This window comes from Candidatus Neomarinimicrobiota bacterium (assembly GCA_021734025.1).
Taxonomy (GTDB): domain Bacteria; phylum Fidelibacterota; class JAANXI01; order JAANXI01; family JAANXI01; genus JAANXI01.
In genome coordinates this window covers 61,517-80,091 of sequence record JAIPJS010000008.1, presented here as the reverse complement: position 1 = coordinate 80,091, position 18,575 = coordinate 61,517, and the positions used below count along the sequence as shown (strand labels likewise).

14 protein-coding genes are annotated in these 18,575 nt (G+C 50.1%); 8 read left to right on the top strand and 6 right to left on the bottom strand.

From position 1 onward, the window contains the following. Positions 1-181 precede the first annotated feature (181 nt). Together rlmN and K9N57_10400 are read left to right on the top strand one after the other, a co-directional pair. Positions 182-1,240, top strand: a complete 1,059-nt coding sequence (rlmN, locus tag K9N57_10405; protein MCF7804591.1) for a 23S rRNA (adenine(2503)-C(2))-methyltransferase RlmN — start codon at positions 182-184, stop codon at positions 1,238-1,240. 92 nt (positions 1,241-1,332) lie between these two features. Further along, positions 1,333-1,632, top strand: coding sequence for a glutathione S-transferase N-terminal domain-containing protein (locus tag K9N57_10400; protein MCF7804590.1), 300 nt, complete (start codon positions 1,333-1,335; stop codon positions 1,630-1,632). 364 nt (positions 1,633-1,996) lie between these two features. Here the strand turns inward: K9N57_10400 and K9N57_10395 are convergent, their stop codons facing one another. Next, the gene (locus K9N57_10395; protein MCF7804589.1) at positions 1,997-2,503 is read right to left on the bottom strand and encodes an NUDIX hydrolase; all 507 of its coding nucleotides are present in this window, start codon (positions 2,501-2,503) and stop codon (positions 1,997-1,999) included. Positions 2,504-2,627: 124 nt separating this feature from the next. Between K9N57_10395 and K9N57_10390 the strand changes: the two genes are divergently transcribed. The 4 genes from K9N57_10390 (at position 2,628) to K9N57_10375 (ending at position 7,998) form a co-directional block, all read left to right on the top strand. After that, entirely contained in the window at positions 2,628-3,185 is a 558-nt protein-coding gene (locus K9N57_10390) for an NUDIX hydrolase (protein ID MCF7804588.1), read from the top strand. Between the two features lie 377 nt (positions 3,186-3,562). Continuing rightward, on the top strand, positions 3,563-4,513 hold the full coding sequence (gene queG, locus K9N57_10385) for a tRNA epoxyqueuosine(34) reductase QueG (GenBank protein ID MCF7804587.1): 951 nt from the start codon (positions 3,563-3,565) through the stop codon (positions 4,511-4,513). Positions 4,514-4,525: 12 nt separating this feature from the next. Continuing rightward, positions 4,526-6,931: a signal peptide peptidase SppA gene (gene sppA, locus K9N57_10380; GenBank protein ID MCF7804586.1), complete on the top strand. Its 2,406-nt coding sequence runs from the start codon at positions 4,526-4,528 to the stop codon at positions 6,929-6,931. A 374-nt stretch (positions 6,932-7,305) separates the two neighbouring features. Next, positions 7,306-7,998, top strand: a complete 693-nt coding sequence (locus tag K9N57_10375; protein MCF7804585.1) for an LON peptidase substrate-binding domain-containing protein — start codon at positions 7,306-7,308, stop codon at positions 7,996-7,998. 99 nt (positions 7,999-8,097) lie between these two features. On the opposite strand, the gene K9N57_10370 is transcribed toward K9N57_10375, so the two are convergent. The 5 genes from K9N57_10370 to K9N57_10350 form a co-directional block, all read right to left on the bottom strand. Next, the gene (locus tag K9N57_10370; protein MCF7804584.1) at positions 8,098-8,979 is read right to left on the bottom strand and encodes a rhomboid family intramembrane serine protease; all 882 of its coding nucleotides are present in this window, start codon (positions 8,977-8,979) and stop codon (positions 8,098-8,100) included. 178 nt (positions 8,980-9,157) lie between these two features. After that, positions 9,158-9,952 carry a DNA repair protein RecO gene (recO, locus tag K9N57_10365; GenBank protein ID MCF7804583.1) on the bottom strand — a complete coding sequence of 265 codons (795 nt, stop codon included), beginning with the start codon at positions 9,950-9,952 and terminating at the stop codon, positions 9,158-9,160. A 286-nt stretch (positions 9,953-10,238) separates the two neighbouring features. Continuing rightward, the gene (gene proS, locus K9N57_10360; protein ID MCF7804582.1) at positions 10,239-11,678 is read right to left on the bottom strand and encodes a proline--tRNA ligase; all 1,440 of its coding nucleotides are present in this window, start codon (positions 11,676-11,678) and stop codon (positions 10,239-10,241) included. A gap of 113 nt (positions 11,679-11,791) precedes the next feature. After that, positions 11,792-12,469 carry a hypothetical protein gene (locus K9N57_10355; GenBank protein MCF7804581.1) on the bottom strand — a complete coding sequence of 226 codons (678 nt, stop codon included), beginning with the start codon at positions 12,467-12,469 and terminating at the stop codon, positions 11,792-11,794. 5 nt (positions 12,470-12,474) lie between these two features. Continuing rightward, positions 12,475-13,632: a Na/Pi symporter gene (locus K9N57_10350; protein ID MCF7804580.1), complete on the bottom strand. Its 1,158-nt coding sequence runs from the start codon at positions 13,630-13,632 to the stop codon at positions 12,475-12,477. 372 nt (positions 13,633-14,004) lie between these two features. Between K9N57_10350 and topA the strand changes: the two genes are divergently transcribed. Further along, positions 14,005-16,263: a type I DNA topoisomerase gene (topA, locus tag K9N57_10345; protein ID MCF7804579.1), complete on the top strand. Its 2,259-nt coding sequence runs from the start codon at positions 14,005-14,007 to the stop codon at positions 16,261-16,263. 3 nt (positions 16,264-16,266) lie between these two features. Next, on the top strand, positions 16,267-17,709 hold the full coding sequence (locus K9N57_10340; GenBank protein ID MCF7804578.1) for a glycine--tRNA ligase: 1,443 nt from the start codon (positions 16,267-16,269) through the stop codon (positions 17,707-17,709). The last annotated feature ends 866 nt before the right edge of the window (positions 17,710-18,575 follow it).

The following is an 18,575-nucleotide window of genomic DNA, read 5'->3' as shown; positions in this document are numbered from 1 at the left end:
ATGCGCGGAGCCGCTCGTGATGACTGTTTTTGCTAACTCCTACTCAGAATTCATTCTTTGCTTATTGTTGCTATCTTTTTAATCCGCGTCAATCTTTTGTTTCTGCGTTTATCTGCGTGCTATGCTATTAATCCTGAATTGCATTTGGAATCCGCTGTCCTGGTTCTTATTATTCTTCGCTATGCGAAAACTCGAAAAAAATCGACCGCTCAAAGGACGCACGCTAGAGGAACTCAGTGAATTCATGCAGGAGCAGGGCGAACCTGCGTTCCGCGGAGAGCAGCTATTTCGCTGGATTTATCAGAAGGGCGCCGCCTCTTTTGATGAAATTACGACCCTCTCGAAAGATCTCCGGACAAAATTATCCAGGGAACATTCGCTGGAGCGTGGCACGGTAATTCGTCAGACAGGCGAGGGTCAAAACGAAACGGTGAAGTTTCTCATCGAACTGGAGGACGGCAAACAGATCGAAGCCGTCTTTATTCCGTCAAAGGACCGGGTGACCATTTGTGTCTCCAGTCAGGTGGGATGCGCTGTGGACTGCGACTTTTGCGCTACCGGGAAAATGGGCTTTCACCGCCATCTTGATGCCGGCGAAATTTTCGAACAGTATCGTATTCTTCAGGATTATTCGGATCGCGATATCACCAATATCGTGTTTATGGGTATGGGCGAGCCGTTTAATAACTACGATGAAGTTATCCGGGCAGCCTATCTCTTCAATGATGACAAGGGACCGAACATCGGTCGCCAGCGGATTACCATTTCCACCAGTGGAATTCTTCCCAGGATTCTCCAGTATACGAACGAGGAACAACCATTCAAACTGGCTATCTCCCTGAATGCCACCAGAGATAAGATACGCTCCGAACTGATGCCACTGAATCAACGGTGGACTATCGGTGACCTGCTGAATGCGGCGAAAAGGTATACCGCCATGACCGGGAACCGAATCACCTTCGAATATGTGCTCATCGACGGCTATTCCGATTCTGAAAGTGATGCCAGACGACTCAAGAGTATGCTCCAGGACATTAACTGTAAACTGAACGTGATCCCGTTTAACGATATCGACAGTTCCTATAAACGACCGCCGGAGCGGAAAATCGAAGCGTTTCTGGGAGCGTTGCATCCGGCGCCGTTTCCATTGACAGTCCGGTGGAGTCGTGGTGAAGATATCAACGCCGCTTGCGGTCAGCTCCAGACTGAATACAACGAAAAGAAACGCGCACAAACATGATTGCAACAATGTAAGACACTCAACAAAGTCTCCCTTTTGATTTTATTATATTTTTCCAAAGAATTAACCAAGCATCAACTGAGGTATCGATTATGCCGAATGAAAACACAGAATCTGCAGTAACAGTTTACACCACCGTTTTTTGTCCGTATTGCCAGGGCGCCAAGCGTTTATTGGACGAGAAGGACATTGAATACGAGTCCGTCGATCTCACCGGCCGGGATGATTTCCGCGAATTTCTTGTGGATCTCACCGGCCAGCGAACCGTCCCCCAAATTCTGATCCACGGCCAACCCATCGGCGGTTTTACCGAGCTGAGGGCGCTGGAACAAAGCGGAGCACTGGACAAGATGATTGAAACGGGGACGGAGACAGTTTCCACGGAAGGATAATTACCACAATATTGCGGATTACCTAAAATTGAGTCATCCCAAAGTGATTTCTTCCGGAAAAGAATCTCATCAGTTTATTCTCGAAGATTCCTTCACGAGATTCCTCGACTCGTTTCACTCGCTCGGAATGACTGGTAGTTGACTTTTATACAAATTCGGAGCCCCCGGGTTCACAGATTGATTTCCTATCACGTCTCCGCCCAAGGACGGCGTCTGGATGACGGGATAAAAATGAGGAAAAGGAGTCCTTCTGACTTGCGCAAAACGGGCGTCCCGGATTGGGCCCCTTTGGGTTGGCTCCCCCCGCTTATGCTGATTTACTCAGGATGACTGATGGTTATACGCAATACGTAGTACGTAATACTCATTCGGGATACGTCTCTATAAACATCTCAATCAACCGTTCATGCGTCTCAAACGCCAGCGCCGGTAAATCATCTGTGGGAAAATACCGAACTTCCTGCGCGTCGTCACCGGCGATCAGCTTGCCCCCATTCACGGATACGTGAAATCCCATCACGACTACATCGCCCCAGACGCCGTACATACTGGGACTCAGTCCCACGAATGATTCAACCGTCCCAGCCAGATTTGTTTCTTCCTTCAATTCCCGGAGCACACCTTGCTCCGGCGATTCGCCGAGTTCAAGGAATCCACCCGGCAGACACCAGTACCCTTTCGCAGGATCCACGGCGCGTTTGACCAGGAGAATTTCATTGCGGGGATTCCGAATAAGTGCCGCCGTCGTCGGAAACGGGTTCTCATACAAGATTCGCCCGCACTCGGTGCAGACCTTCCGGTCCCTGCCTTCCACGAATTTCACCGCCGCTTCGGCACCACATTCCCAGCAATAGTTGATGTGTGATCGCATACCCGAAAAAATACGGGCAGGGCTCCGTTTCGGCAAACAGTTCTTTCGTTGGCGACATTATCACCGGTGCTTGCAGCCGTACCATTCAATTTGTAAAATCCATTTCATTGAAAAAGGAAAGATTATGGCGGATCTAACAGAAACTCAGTTATCCTCGGAAAAAGTTTTTAGCGGCGTTCTACTGCATGTGTATAAAGATGAAGTGGAACTGCCGGATGGTGGAAAAAGCATCCGTGAATACATTAAACATCCCGGCGCCTCGGTGATGATTCCGGTGCTGAATAACGGTGATCTCGTGATGGAAAAACAGTTCCGATACCCCGTAGGCGAAGAGATGTGGGAACTGCCGGCAGGCAAGATTGACGAAGGCGAGGATTCCGGCGAATCAGCATACCGGGAGCTGCTCGAGGAAACAGGGTACGAGGCTGGGAACCTGATCCGGCTTGGCAAGTTGCATCCCGGCATCGGCTACAGCAACGAAATCATCCATATCTATGTGGCGGAAGATCTCACGTTTCATGAGGAGCAGCAGGATCACGACGAATTCATCGAAACGTTTACCCTTAGTTTAAACGAAGCGCTGGACGCCGTCCGATCCGGTAAAATCACCGACGCCAAATCCATGGTCGGTATCTTCTGGGCGGAGAAGTATTTGAACGGCGAATGGAAACCGGAGGGGTAAGATGAGGTATAGGGGTATAGAGGTATAAGGGTATAAGGTTATTGGGAACAATCACGTTACAGTGTTTCCGTCTTGGTAGAGTGTTATCGTTAGAACTGTATTAAACTCGTTTAATATGAATTTGAGAAGGAGATTTATTACGAAAGACCAGGGACTGGATATCGCGGCCTCGCTAATCATTTTGGGCACCACTTCGGCGAATGGAGATAAAAATTCCTGGCTGTTTGAAGCGAAGCAAGTTCCTGGAATTTTTTTGGAATGAACCGTTTAAGTGGTCAAAATGATTAGCGCAGCCTTGATTTTTTCGTCCTTTTGCATCAAGGCAAAAGGACAGAAAAGACTTAAACTTCAGAGTCAAATTTATAAATAGAAATGAGATGAATCCTTACGATCTCCGACAATCCCTGGAACAACGCGCCGACGAACTAGGCTTCCTGGAGTTCGGCATCGCAAAGGCGGAAGCGCTGGACGAGGAGGCACAGCGACTCCGGGAGTACCTGGATCTGGAGTACCATGCCGGTATGCAGTGGATGGCCCGGAACGTCCAACGACGGACGGATCCCCGGAAAGTGGTCCCCGAGGCAAAATCTGTTATCATGCTCTCCTATAACTACTATACCGGACGCGCCCCTGAAGAAAACGATAAAGCCAAAATCAGTAATTACGCCTGGGGAGATGATTATCATGAAGTGGTTACTCCCAAAGTACGGGAGCTGGAAGCGTATCTCCATCAAATGGTAGACCGGGAAGTCCAGTCCCGTTCCTACGTTGATACCGGCCCAATTATGGAGAAAGCGTGGGCCGCCCGGGCCGGCATCGGATGGATCGGGAAACATACCAACCTTATTCACCGCGAACACGGCTCCTGGTTTTTCCTTGGAGCAATCATATGCGACGTGGAATTGGAGTACGATTCGCCGATTCCGGATTTTTGCGGCAGCTGCCGTCAGTGCATCGACGCCTGCCCCACAGATGCCATCGTTGATGAATATGTGCTGGATTCTAACAAATGTTTATCTTACCTCACTATCGAGCACCGGGGAGACACCATCCCGGAACCGCAGTCCGACCAGACGGAGGGCTGGATCTATGGTTGCGATATCTGTCAAAACGTGTGTCCCTGGAATAATTCATTTGAACATGTCACCGGCGATCCGCATTTTCAACCACGGTCGGAGAATGTCAATCGTGATCTCAGCGAGTGGCTGACCTTAACAGTAGACGAATACCGCGAACGATTTCGACACAGTCCAATCAAGCGCGCCAAATATGAGGGAATTCTCAGGAACGTACGCGCCGCACTCGGACAACAACATAATGCAGAATAAGGAGTATCCCAGATGAAAAAGTTACTGTTTGGCCTGGTTTTATTTGGTTGCACGATCGGCGCTTCCGCCCAGTTAGTCCCACCGGCATCGGTTTCCACCACAGATGATATTTTTTCCATAGATCGCAATCCCGCCGGGCTCGCCATTAACGACGGCATCCAGTTCGGATTTTCCGGGAATATTGAAAACGGAATTGCCGATCGCTACGGCTTATACTTGGGCGGCGGACAGGATAACAACATATCCGGGTTGGGCATGCGATATAACGGCACGAACTACACCTATACCTACGGTAGCGGCGCTAAAATCGTTCGCGGCTCATATTTCGGCTTCAGTCTGGATTTCGGGGAGATGATGGCTCCCCAATACAACCTGGGACTCACGGTGCGGCCGACGCGTTTTATTTCGCTGGGAGGAACCGCCGATAATATTACCGAAAATAATGGTGGCCGGACATCCTACACGGCCGGGCTTGCGTTGCGACCATTCGGTAATCGGTTCACTATTGCCGCCGACGCTGTCTACCGCTACGATTTTACCAGCGATGAATATACCGCGGATGCCCGGGCGTTTCTCTCCACTGAATTGGTGAACGGGCTGGCGCTGAACGGATATTACGATAATACCACGGAAACCGTGGGTATCGGCGTTGGATTCAACCTGCCGCACCACAAGGTGGAAGCGGTCTCGGATGTCTCCGGCGACGGATGGATTCAGGACGGAATCGCTGCATACCGCTACTCGGCTTCCTCCATGCGAACCGTGGTTGATCCGGTGAAGGAGGACAAGTTTGTACTTCTTACTCTGGATGGGCCTATCATTGAGGAAAAAATGCGGAGCGGCCTGTTCAGTGTGACACCCGGGCGGACGCTGACCAATTTTATTTTACAGATGGAACGGTATTCCAGGCGAAAAGACATCGCCGGCATTGTATTATACATTAAAAATGTATCCACAGGCCCCGCCAAACTGAAGGAAATGCGGGATGCCATTGACCGGTTTCGTGATACCGGGAAAAAGGTTTACGTCTATATGGATGAAGGCGGCAATCTCCAGTATTACCTGGCGAGCGTGGCCGATAAAGTATTTATGAATCCCGCAGGATCGCTCTGGCTGACCGGCCTCAGCATGCAGCAGATTTACATAAAAGGCCTGCTGGATAAGATCGGGGTCAAGGCGGAATTCGTACATGTCGGCGAATACAAGTCTGCCGGCGATATGTTTACCGAGGACAGCACCACGGAGGCGAACGCACTGCAACTGAATGCCTACCTGGATGATGTATATGATATGTTTACTTCCGGAATGGCTGAATCGCGTGGCATGAGCCAGCGGGAGATACAATCCGTCATAGACCAGGGGCCGTTCACACCCTCCGGAGCACGCGAGGCCGGTCTCGTTGATTCCCTGATATACCACGATGAACTCAAAAAGATGATCACCGAAGAAAACGGAAACGACGAGTATGAATTAATGTCCGAAACGCGGTATAATCGGCGCGGAGAATGGCACTACAACTGGGAGACGCCGCTCAGCGAAAAGATCGCCGTCGTGTATGCCGTGGGACAAATCACCACAGGAAAGAGCCAGCGTTCGCCGTTGACGGGAACCGTCACGATGGGTTCGGAAACCATCTCCAACGCTATCAGAAAGGCCCGGAAAGATAAGACCGTCAAAGCGATACTCCTGCGAATTGACAGTCCGGGGGGCTCCGGCCTGGCGTCCGACATTATCTGGCGGGAAATTCATCTCACCGTCACTGGCGACAACCCCAAACCGGTGATCGTCAGCATGAGCGATCTGGCGGCGTCCGGCGGATACTACATCGCCATGAATGCCGATACCATCATCGCCGATCCCGCGACCATTACTGGATCCATCGGCGTGATAGCGGGTACCTTCAGCATGGACGACCTGTTTGACAAAGCTGGCGTCAATATGGACGTATTTAAACGGGGCGAACATTCGAACTTTTTCTCGGTTTCGGACAGCATGACGACCGAAGAACGCGAGAAACTGTATTCGCTGATTAACGACTTCTACCAGGATTTTATTGGCAAGGTAGCCGACGGTCGCGGAATGACGACGGCACAAGTCGACAGCCTGGGCCGGGGCCGTATCTACTCAGGCGAAGGCGGTAAGGATGCGGGATTTGTGGACGAAGTCGGCGGCCTGAAGCGGGCACTGGAGATCACCAAAGAAAAAATCGGGGTGGCTTCGGATGAAGATGTTGCGCTGGAATTTTACCCCAAGTACTCGGTGGATTTTCTGCAGATGTTCAACGGTACAGACATTATGGCGAAACGCCTGGAAGCGTATCCAGCACTACAAAAGGCGCTCCGGGAAATGGATCGGGCCACGCTCCTCTCCAACCAGGAAGCGCTGTACCTGCTGCCGTATATGTTGGAGGTGCGTTAAAACCAGTGTTAGAATGTTCGGGTATTCAAGTGTTACTGTTGGTGGTGATTATTCATCTTACTCTTGCTGAAAGAATCCTTCGTGATAATCCCAATACCACAGATTAATCAGTTTGTAGTAAGGATAAAGAGTCTTGAAAAGACAAAGGGGATAAAAGATATCACTCCTTAGCCGGTTCGTCTGGGCGATGGGATGGAGGAGACATGCCGTTACCTGAACAATTGTACCGAAGGGATCCCTTTGGGAAACACCTGTACACTCCGATAACTATATTGTGTAATACGTAGTACGTAATACCGGTTCAAAAAATCTTAATTTCGTTTCGGCTGTCCTCAGAGAAACGATTTTGTAGATGATAAATTAAGGAAGAGACTATGACCGAAAGCCTAGGCTTCAATTATGAACTCACAGAATTTTCCGGAGAATCACCAATTTTCCCTCTCCCGAATACTGTATTCTTCCCGAAAACACTCCTCCCTCTCCACATCTTTGAGGAGCGGTATAAAGAGATGGTTCGCGATGTACTCACTGGCGAACGCATTATCTGTGTAACTCTGCTGAAGGAAGGATGGGAAGAGGATTACTTTGAAAAGCCGCAAATTTTCACCACAGGAACCATCGGATACGTAGAGAAATTCAAACGACTTGAAGACGGCAAATTCAATATCCTGTTGAACGGTCTCTCCAAGGTAGAAATCCATGAGTTACCACAAAAGATGCCCTATCGCCGTGGTGAAATGGAGATCCTTCAGGATTCCACTTCAGGCGGTAATCTCAGGGAAGAGCGGGAAGCGCTTTTACGGCAATTCCGGAAAATTGCTCAGATGACTGAAGCCGATTTCCCCATCGAAGATATACTGTCGGAGGATGTACCGCTGGAAATGCTGGTCAACCTGTTGACTACCTGGCTTCCGATTACCACGGAAGACAAACAAAAGCTTCTGGAGATACAGAATATTCCAATCCGCAGTGAAATTGTTCGGGAGTATTTGCGCCAGGAGATCAAAGATCTCGGATTCCTGGACGATCTGGATATTATGATTCCGGATAATCCAAGGTGGAATTGATTGTCGGCTTATCGATGATCATAAAACTGGCCGCTTAAAGCCCTAAAAGGAAAGGGCTTTAAGCGGCAAATACTCGTAACCTGAAAATATTTTATTGTATCAATTCGGCTTGTCGTCATCCGCCAGGTGCTTACTCGCCTGGTAGAGTAACTCTTTCTCCTCTTCCGTCAGGTTATCGTATCCCACCTTATTAATTTTGTCCAGGATTCGATCGATCTCCGCCCGGAAGTCGTGAATTTCCTTCTCCACCTTTTTGATCTTGTTCAGCGTCTGCTTCCGCTTGCTTTTCCGGAAGCGATTCTTCAGAAAATCCAGACGCCAGTCCTGCTTAAAGTAGAGCCAGCCGATAATCATCCCGCTGAGATGCGTCATATGGCTGATATTCCCGCCGGTGCTGCTGAGCGATGAGAAAAAAGCAATCCCGCCGATAATCGCCACGAAATACTTCACCTTGAGGGGAAACAGGAAATAGATATACACATACCGGTTCGGAAACATCAATCCGTACGCCAGCAGAATTCCATAGATGGCGCCGCTGGCGCCCACCACCGGAATCGTGGAATTTAGCGAAAAGAGCATGGTCACCAACCCGGAACCGACACCGGTGATAAAATAGTATTTTAAAAATTCCGACCGACCCCAGCGGTGCTCGATCTCGGTGCCGAACATCCAGAGAACAAACATATTAATAGCAACGTGCCAAAATCCGCCGTGCAGAAACATGTAGGTAATCGGCTGCCAGACCATACCCTCGTGCCAAACCCGCTGCGGAACCAAACCGAATGTTTGAAATACCGAGAGTTCAAACTGTCTGGTCCCGAAGAGCCAGAGCAGAACAAAAATTGCCAGATTGGCCGCGATAAGCACCCGGATGGCATTAGAGTAAAAGTCGCTCTTCAGCGGATTGAGGGTTCCGCCGCCTCGCCGGCCCGGCGGCCCCCAGCTACTCCCAAAATTGATGTTATTACTGTTCCGATACATTAATCTGACTACAATTCAGTTACACGCAACCATAAGAATTTACTCATAAGATGAAAATCAATTAAATCCCATGGGGATTTTTTAATGTTTTTATCCGTGATAATTCGTTTTTTCAGCGTCATCTGCTCCACCAGGAGTCCCTTCCGGGACGTGCTAGTATTTTTCTGGTTTTCTAATGTCATTCGAATGTAGTGAAAAAGTCCAAGCTCTGCAATGTGGCGATCCCTTCCACATGGTATTGAAGGTATTTCACAATGACACCGGTGAGGAGTTCTGGCTGAATTGTCGGTTGGTGAGATTCGCCATCCGCTTGCTCTGGCATGACCCGCCGAATCGCGCCAAAATCGATTTCTCCCAGCGATTTCTCTAGCAGGTACCGGAGGATCCGCAGTTCCATATTCCGCAGGTGCACCATTCCCGGCTGATGGATCACGCACGACTTACAATGAATTTGTCCGGTATCGGCAGAAAAGTATCCTTCGAAGAGAGATTTCCCACACTCATAACATTCGTCGAATTGGGGCAAAAAGCCCAACAGCGAGGCCAGGTGCAGGTGAAACCACCAGAGGACTTCAATACCGGGATCATCGTAATCGTTGAGAGCGATGAGTGTATCAACCAACAGGTCGAATATTTCCGGATGTGGTTCTTCTCCAATGATGGCTTTGCGCATAGTCTCCACCAGCACCATACCGATACCGGCACGATCCATATCGCGCTGTAACTTGTTGAACGTTCGGACAAATTCGGCATCCGAAAGGGTCTGGACTTCTCTGGTCTCTTTGGTATATGCCGTGATCTGGAGGTAATTCATCAGGTCGAGCGTGCCGGCGAACTGACTCTTCTGTCGACGGGCACCCTTGGCAATAGCCGTTAACCGGCCGTAATCCCTAGTGTAAAAGGTACAGATCAGACTGGTTTCGCTGTGCTCAATCCGACGCAGCACGACCGCATCTGTGGTGACAATTGCCATACGGAAATCTTAGACCAAATCGAGGGGGAATGCAATCGTTAAAGCAGTGATAAAGTGTTCAGGTGTTCGGGTGTTAAAGTTAAAGCACCTGCTCTCCGTAACATTGGTGCAGAAGGGAATTGTTGTGGTCTTGTTAAATATTACGTACTGCGTATTGCGTAGATTCTACCTCGAAAGTTCCGTTACGCAATACTCGATACTTGAGCTAAAAGAAAATTATAGCGGCTGCCAAAAGATGCCATCTTTCGGCAAAGATAGCATCTTTGGAAGTAGACTTCGTATTACCTTAATACGCCTTGGAGTAATACACCCAGTGTTTGGCGGGTTTACCGGAGACGGGATCCGTGTCGCCGTCTTCCACATCCGGCCCGTCGAACGGGATACACCGGATGGTGGCTTTGGTTTCGTTTTTTATCTGTTCTTCGGTCTCGGCGGTGCCGTCCCACGGTGCCAACACAAATCCATTGTCGTTACCTATGAATTCTTTGAGTTCATCATAGTCGGTCGTTTTCAGTGTATTCTCTTCCCGGAACTTCAGCGCCCGGTCGAACATGGTGTTCTGTATTTCGTCAAGAATTCCCGGTACTTGCGACTGAATCTCCTCAATTCCCATTGAGGATTTTTCACTGGTCAGACGTCGCGCCAACACGCCTTGATTGTTTTCCACATCCCTGGGACCGATTTCGATCCGGAGCGGTACGCCTTTCATCTCCCAATCGTTAAACTTGAATCCCGGCGTTACCGTTTCCCGGTCGTCCACGTGCACACGGACGCCGGATTCGCGTAACCCATCGGTAACGGTCTCCACGAGATCGGTTACCGGCCCTTTCTGGTCTTCTGTCCGCCAAATGGGTACAATCACGACCTGATACGGTGCCAGCTTCGGTGGGAGCACGAGCCCCTGATCATCGCCGTGCGCCATAATTAAAGCACCGACTAGCCGGGTGCTGACCCCCCAACTCGTTGCGTACACGTACTCGAGTTCGTTATCCTCGTTTTGGAACTGGACGTCGAAAGCCTTGGCAAAATTTTGGCCCAGATTATGTGAGGTGCCGGACTGGAGTGCCTTTTTGTCGCCCATCATCGCTTCGATGGTATAGGTGCGCACCGCACCGGCAAACTTTTCGCTCTCGCTCTTCAGGCCGGTCAATACGGGCATCGCCATGTATTCTTCAGCCAGTGTTTTGTAGACCTCTAACATCTGGCGCGCCTCTTCCTCTGCTTCCTCCGCGGTGGCATGGGCGGTATGCCCTTCCTGCCAGAGAAATTCTGTGGTCCGGAGAAATAGCCGGGTCCGCATTTCCCAGCGTACCACATTGGCCCACTGATTGATCAGCAGGGGCAGATCACGATACGACCCGATCCATTTTTGATACATGGACCAGATAATAGTCTCCGAAGTGGGCCGCACCACCAGCGGCTCTTCCAGCTCTTTGCCACCACCGTGGGTTACCACGGCCGTTTCCGGTGCAAATCCCTCAACGTGTTCGGCTTCTTTCTCCAGATAACTTTGGGGAATGAACAAGGGAAAATACGCATTCTGGTGCCCGGTCTCCTTGAACATCCGGTCAAGCGTCTCTTTCAGACTCTCCCAGATGGAATATCCGTACGGCCGGATCACCATACAGCCTTTTACCGGCGAGTAGTCCGCCAGTTCTGCCTTCTGCACCACATCAGTGTACCATCGTGAAAAATCTTCGCTCTGCTTCGTTACGCCCTTTGACATACCGCTACAATCCTCGGTTAAAATTTATTGGCTCTGTTCCCTGTTGACAGAAAAGATAGTTTAGAGAACCGGGGGAAAAATGTCAAAGCCGATGTGGGATTTCCTGCAGGTTTCTACTGCATATACCCAATGGTATCGAATGGATTCACCAGCGTGGTAGCAATATTGTTGAGGTGACTGCCGAGTCGTTTGAGGTACCGGGCATACAACGCAATTGCCGCCGCTCGCGACGGAGAATCAAAATCGGTCATTTCACCGGAAATAATCCCGTTCACGATGGCATCGGACTTCTTGGATATTTCGTACTTATACCGCGCTTTTAAATCTTTGGCAAGCTCCAGGTCGTGATTCTTGATGGCCTGGATCGTTTTTTCGTACCGGTCGTGTATTTCCTTTTCCATGGTATACAGGTCATCTGATATTTCCTCGGTAATTATCGTGTTGGGATGGTTAATCGCCAAATCCACAATATTTTTGGCATAGTCACCCAGCCGTTCGATGTCCACCACCATGTTGATAAGGATCAGTCCGTTCGCCAGGTCGGATTGATCCTCCGTGACCGAATAGTGAGTGAGCACCTTCCGGCGCACGTCGCGCTGGAAGGTGTTGATCTCCCAGTCCCGTTGCTTCAATGCGCGGAGCTTTTCAATATTCCGATCCTCCCGGAGATGTTTGACTGCCTCCCGAAACATATCTCTGGACAGTATCAACATGTCGTTTGAATCGTCCCAGGCCTGGGCCAGTAAATCTTGGGAGCTTAAGAGCTTTAATATATCTTTGAAGAATGACATGACTGTTACCTCAGTATCACTATTAGCATTAATGGTATTATAAAGAAAGCCACTATAACATATATAATCGGGTATGCCCTGTTTTTTACCGTGATGGCAGAGAACCATTTGGCAAACTTAATAGGCAATCGCCGCAGAGCGGGAATCGGCCAGATGATGCCAATGCCAAAAATGTTAAACAGCAGATGAGCAAAAGCGACTGCCAGCGGCGCGTGAGAGCCGGTAGCCAGACTGGCCAGCAACGCCGTAAACGTGGTTCCGATATTCGACCCCAAAGTATAGGGAAAAATCTGCCTCAGTGTCAATATCCCTGCCCCTGCCAACGGAATAACCAGGGAGGTGGTAATTGAGCTGCTCTGCACCATGATCGTGATGGCGATCCCAAACAGTATCGCCCGCAGATCCGTTTTAAAAATATGGGTGTCGAAAAAGGTCTCCAGGCGCGTAATCACCAAGCTTCTGATGAGTTTCGTCAGGGAACGGAGCGAAAAGAACAGAAGCAGGACCGCCACAATCGCCAGAATGACATTCGGATTAATGATCTCCTGGAGCCCCATCAGCTCTTCCATAAAATGGACGGCCGGCTTTGTTGCCGCTTTCACCGGACTTTGAAACGTAATCGATCCAGTCCCGATAAAAAGGTTCGTCAGCAAGTTGGCACTCTTGCTGATTATGCCGGTATATACTTCCAGCGGAAACAGAATGATTACAGCAAAAAAATTAAAAAAATCATGGACAATCGACGCCGAAAACGCCCGCTGGAATTCCTGCTTATGGGTGATGTGTCCCAGCGAGACGATGGTGTTGGTTATGCTGGTACCGATATTCGCTCCCATAATGATGGGCACCGCAGCCGCAACGGCAAGTTTAGGGTCGCTTCCGAAGGTGCCGGCTGCGACCATCCCCACGACCAGTGAAGTCGTAGTGGACGAACTCTGAATTATGCTGGTTGCCAGAATCCCGATGACCAATCCGATGACCGGACCGGCCGCAGATTGCAGCAGTGTTTCGGCCATCTCCCGGCCCATCCCCTTGAACGCCGTCCCGATCATTCCGATGGAGACGAGAAACAGATACAGTACCGCAATTACTGCTGCGGCTTTGAGCCAATTTACCCATTGAGAGCGTTCCGATTGCTTCGCTTTTGGCGAAAGTCCGTCCATTCCTAACAGTCCGTCCGGTTTGTGGGTGGCAATTTCATCAGGAAACTATATATAAAAAAGAAAGTGTTTGGAGGAAAATAGATAGTCTTTCAGCGTCATGTCCAGCAAACTCTTCCCGTTTTAAAACATTCGTTTGTCAGTCCGCTATATAGGATGTAATCATACAATGCACCTGCACAATTCACAAGAAATTTGTAAAAGATAAATGAATTTGTAGCGAACAGAGATTATATATATTCAATGGTAACAACAAAACCCTGCTCGCAGACTCCCGAATTCTGAGCAAACAATTCTTTCAGATAACGGTTTTGTGAATGAAAGTACAATCATTATATTCATTGGCTGAATACAAGCGAAAGGAGTATCAACTGCATGGCGAAAAATCTGTTAATAGTTGAATCGCCGTCCAAAGCCAAAACCCTGAAGAAGTACCTTGGCAAAGATTATGACGTCAAATCGTCGGTGGGGCACATCCGGGATCTGCCACCGAAGGAATTAGGGATAGATGTAGAGAATAATTTCGAACCGACCTATCAGACCATTCGCGGCAAGGGCAAGATCATCAAAGAATTAAAGAAGGCCGCAAGGAACTCTGATTCTATCTACCTCGGCACCGATCCCGACCGGGAAGGCGAGGCCATTGCATGGCACATCGCCAAAATCCTGAACGGCAATAAGCAGGACGTCCACCGGGTGTTGTTTCATGAAATCACCAAGTCCGGGGTGAAAAGCGGGCTGGCCGATCCGCATTCTATCAACGACAACCTCGTGAACGCCCAGCAAGCGCGCCGTATTTTGGACCGCCTGGTGGGATACAAAGTGAGTCCCTTTCTCTGGAAAACCCTCTACCGTGGACTGAGCGCTGGACGCGTCCAGTCGGTGGCGCTCCGGATTATCGTGGAGCGGGAGCGGGAAATCGAGGCGTTCGAACCGGATGAGTACTGGTCGGTCCATGCACAACTCAAGGGCGAGAACACCGATGTCTTCACCTCGGATCTGCATAAAGTTAATGGTGAAGATCCGGAGATCGGCTCGGAAGAGGAAGTGAACGAGATCCTCTCCACGCTGAACGAGCAAGACTTTATAGTAGATTCTATCAAAAAGAAGACGGTCTCGCGGAAACCGTATCCGCCTTATACCACCAGTACTTTACAACAGGATGCGGCCTACAAGCTCGGCTTCTCTCCAAAGAAGACCATGGCGCTGGCGCAGCGGCTCTATGAAGGCGTCGAAGTCAACGGGGAGACGCAGGGTCTCATCACCTATATGCGTACCGACTCCACTCGTCTGGCCAACGAAGCACTGGCCGGTTCCAGGGATGCAGTGAAGAAGTGGGCCGGCGATAAATATCTACCGAAGAGCCCCCGGCAGTATGCCAGCAAGAAAAGCCAGGTTCAGGACGCCCATGAGGCAATTCGACCGACCGTCTGGAATCTTCCGCCAGATAAAATCAAGGGCCAACTCCCAAACGATCATTTCAAGTTATATACCCTTATTTGGTATCGGTTGCTCGGTTCACAGATGTCCCCGGCGAAATACGCCCGGACGACCATCGACATCGCCGCCGGGGAAGAGTATCAGTTCCGGACATCCGGTTCCATCCTGAAGTTCGACGGATACCTGAAGGCATATAAACGGATGCCCAATGGCTACGAGGAAGACAAAGATACAGATGTGCCCGAAGATATTGAGGAAGGCGAAACTCTCAGTCTTGAGGAGATTACACCGGAACAGCACTTTACCAAGCCGCCGGCTCACTACAATGAGAGCAGCCTGATTAAAGAACTGGACAATCAGGGCATTGGGCGCCCCAGTACGTATTCGCAGATTATTACCACGCTCTATGATCGGGATTACGTGAACCGGGAAGGCAAACAGCTCATCCCCACCGAACTCGGCTTTACCGTGTGTGACGTCCTGGTGAAGCACTTTCCGAATATCTTTAACACAAAGTTCACCGCACAAATGGAAGACGAGTTAGATAAGATCGAGGCGGGCAAGGACGATTGGGTTGATGTGGTTCAGGATTTCTATAAACCGTTCAACAAATCGCTGGAAGCCGTGCAGAGTAAAAGCAAAGACATCAAGAAATCACTCCAGGAAGGCACCGGTGAAAAGTGTGAGAAGTGCGGCCGGGAAATGGTCATTAAATGGGGACGAAACGGCAAATTCCTGGCCTGCAGCGGATTTCCCGATTGTAAAAACACAAAACCTTTGGAAGAACAAGGTCCGCCGGAGGAGACCGACGAGAACTGCGAAAAATGCGGTTCGACAATGGTAATCAAAACCGGGCGATACGGACGATTTATGGCCTGCAGCAACTACCCGGAGTGTAAAAACACCAAGCCGATTCCACTGGGAATCGACTGTCCCGAGGACGGCGGAGATATCGTGGAACGCCGCTCCCGGAAGGGCAAGGTATTCTATGGATGCGCGAACTACCCGGATTGTGAGTTCGCGGTCTGGGATAAACCGGTACCGCACTCCTGCCCGAATTGCGATGCCGAATTTTTGGTAGAAAAGAACACGAAGTCCAAGGGTGAATTTTTCAAATGCCTGAATTGTAAAGCAGAGATGGAGCCGGAAAATTTTACGGATGAGGAAGTGTCCGACGCGAAAGGAGCAGCGTAAGCGATGTCGAAGCAACTTGAGAATCTCGAACCGTTAGTAGCCCTGGCCAAACGCCGCGGATTTATTTTTCAGAGCAGCGAAATCTATGGCGGTCTGAACAGTACCTGGGATTACGGTCCATTGGGCGTGGAGCTCAAGCGAAACGTCCGGGATCAGTGGTGGCACGATATCGTCACTACCCGCGAGGATGTGGTCGGCCTGGATGCCAGTATTCTGATGCATTCCAAGGTTTGGGAAGCCTCGGGACACGTAGCAGGATTCAACGATCCGCTTATCGACAATAAAACAAGCAAAGCCCGCTTCCGCGCGGATCACCTCATTGAGCAGCACATCAAGAATCTCCGAGACAAGTGCAAAGATGATGAAGCGGATCGGGTACAGTCCGAGCTGGAAAGCGCACTGAACGATAACGACGCACTGTACGATATCATCATGAAGGAAGAGATCCGGGATCCCGTTGGCGGCACTACGGACTGGACAAAAGTTCGCCAGTTCAACCTGATGTTCAAGACCCATCTCGGCCCCACGGAAGACTCGGGCAGCCAGGTCTACCTCCGGCCGGAAACCGCCCAGGGCATCTTTGTAAATTTTAATAACGTGGTTTCCACCAGCCGGGTAAAGCTGCCATTTGGTATTGCCCAAATCGGGAAATCATTCCGCAACGAGGTGACCACCGGGAACTTTATCTTTCGCTCCCGGGAATTCGAGCAGATGGAGATCGAGTACTTTGTCCATCCTGACCAGACAAAAGAAAGTTTCGACGAATGGGTGCAGTCCCGGTTCGACTGGTACGTAAGTCTTGGCGTTAACCAGGATAAACTCCGGCTGCGGCCCCACGGGGAAGACGAACTGGCGCACTACGCCTCCGAGTGTAAAGATGTGGAGTATCTGTTTCCGTTCGGATGGTCGGAACTGGAAGGCATCGCCGACCGGGGTACCTACGACCTGGATCGGCACCAGGAATACAGCGGAAAGCGATTGACCTATTTTGACCAGCCGAATAACGAACACGTTGTCCCTGCGGTAGTAGAAGCCTCAGCCGGGGTCGACAGAACTGTACTCACGCTGCTTGCCGATGCATACTGGGAGGACGAAGAAAACGACCGGACCGTCCTGCAGCTTTCGCCAAAGATTGCACCAACCAAGGTGGCGATCTTCCCGCTGTTTAATAAGCAGGGCATGCCCGAGATGGCACGGAATATCTATGACGATCTCCACACACACTTTGCCACATTCTATGACGACGGCGGCTCCATCGGCAAGCGGTATCGCCGGCAGGACGAAGCCGGTACACCGTACTGCATCACCGTGGATCACGACTCCGTGGAGGACGGCACCGTCACTCTCAGGGATCGGGATACGCTGGAGCAGATTCGTCTCGATGCCGAACAGCTTGTTGACGTGCTGAATGAGAAACTGAAACAGACCGAGGTGGAGCTGGAGTAGTTTGAATTAAGGACAATGTTATGTCCTTAATTATATGCTTCGCAATGTCCACCGTAGAGAGTACTTCACGAGATCCCTCCATCTTGGTCGGGATGATTCGTTTTATTCATTGCAGGACAAAAGCAACACCAGTCATCCTGAGCGAAGCCGAAGGATCTCGTTAATTGAACTCCTGAGATTTCTTCATGCGATCCCTCGATTCCACTCCGTTCCGTACTGGATGACCCAATCTTTCAATCACAACTCACCCCTTAATCCCCTTTCTTCGAAGAGAGGGGAAAAATCGCTATCGCAATAGAGCCCCAACGGGATCCCTATGGGAGGGATGGAGCTGTGTTGTTAACTACCATACAACTAACGCCCGAAATTCCGTTTCACTCCATGCCGGGCTACACAATTCGCGAGCCATCACACCGGAATGGGATGGGTCGTTTTTATAAACGCAGTCATCCCGGGTGAGTCGTCTTTCAGACAAACCGAGGGATCTGGTAAGGTTCCCCTCGTGGTTGCTTAACGAGATCCCTCCACTCCGCTATGCTCCGGTCGGGATGACTGCTTTTGTCAATATTTTAATGTTAGTGGAGTTTCTGCTCGGCGCACTTTTTTACCTCCCCCGAACCGCCGGAAAAAAATGTGCAAAAATTCGAATGGCAAAACCGAAAATATCGATAGTTGTTGTTCAATGGTCTTGTTTTCAATTTTGAGCATCCCGGTGGTAAAAGGAGGAAAGCCAGAACCAGCTGTTTGAAGGGGCGGAGCGACTGAGTTCTGGTTCTGGCCCGACTGAGCCACATCAGCGATCACAATTGAAAACACAATCTTGACTTTTTGTCTACTTTTGGGTCAAGCCAAAAGTAGTTATTAAA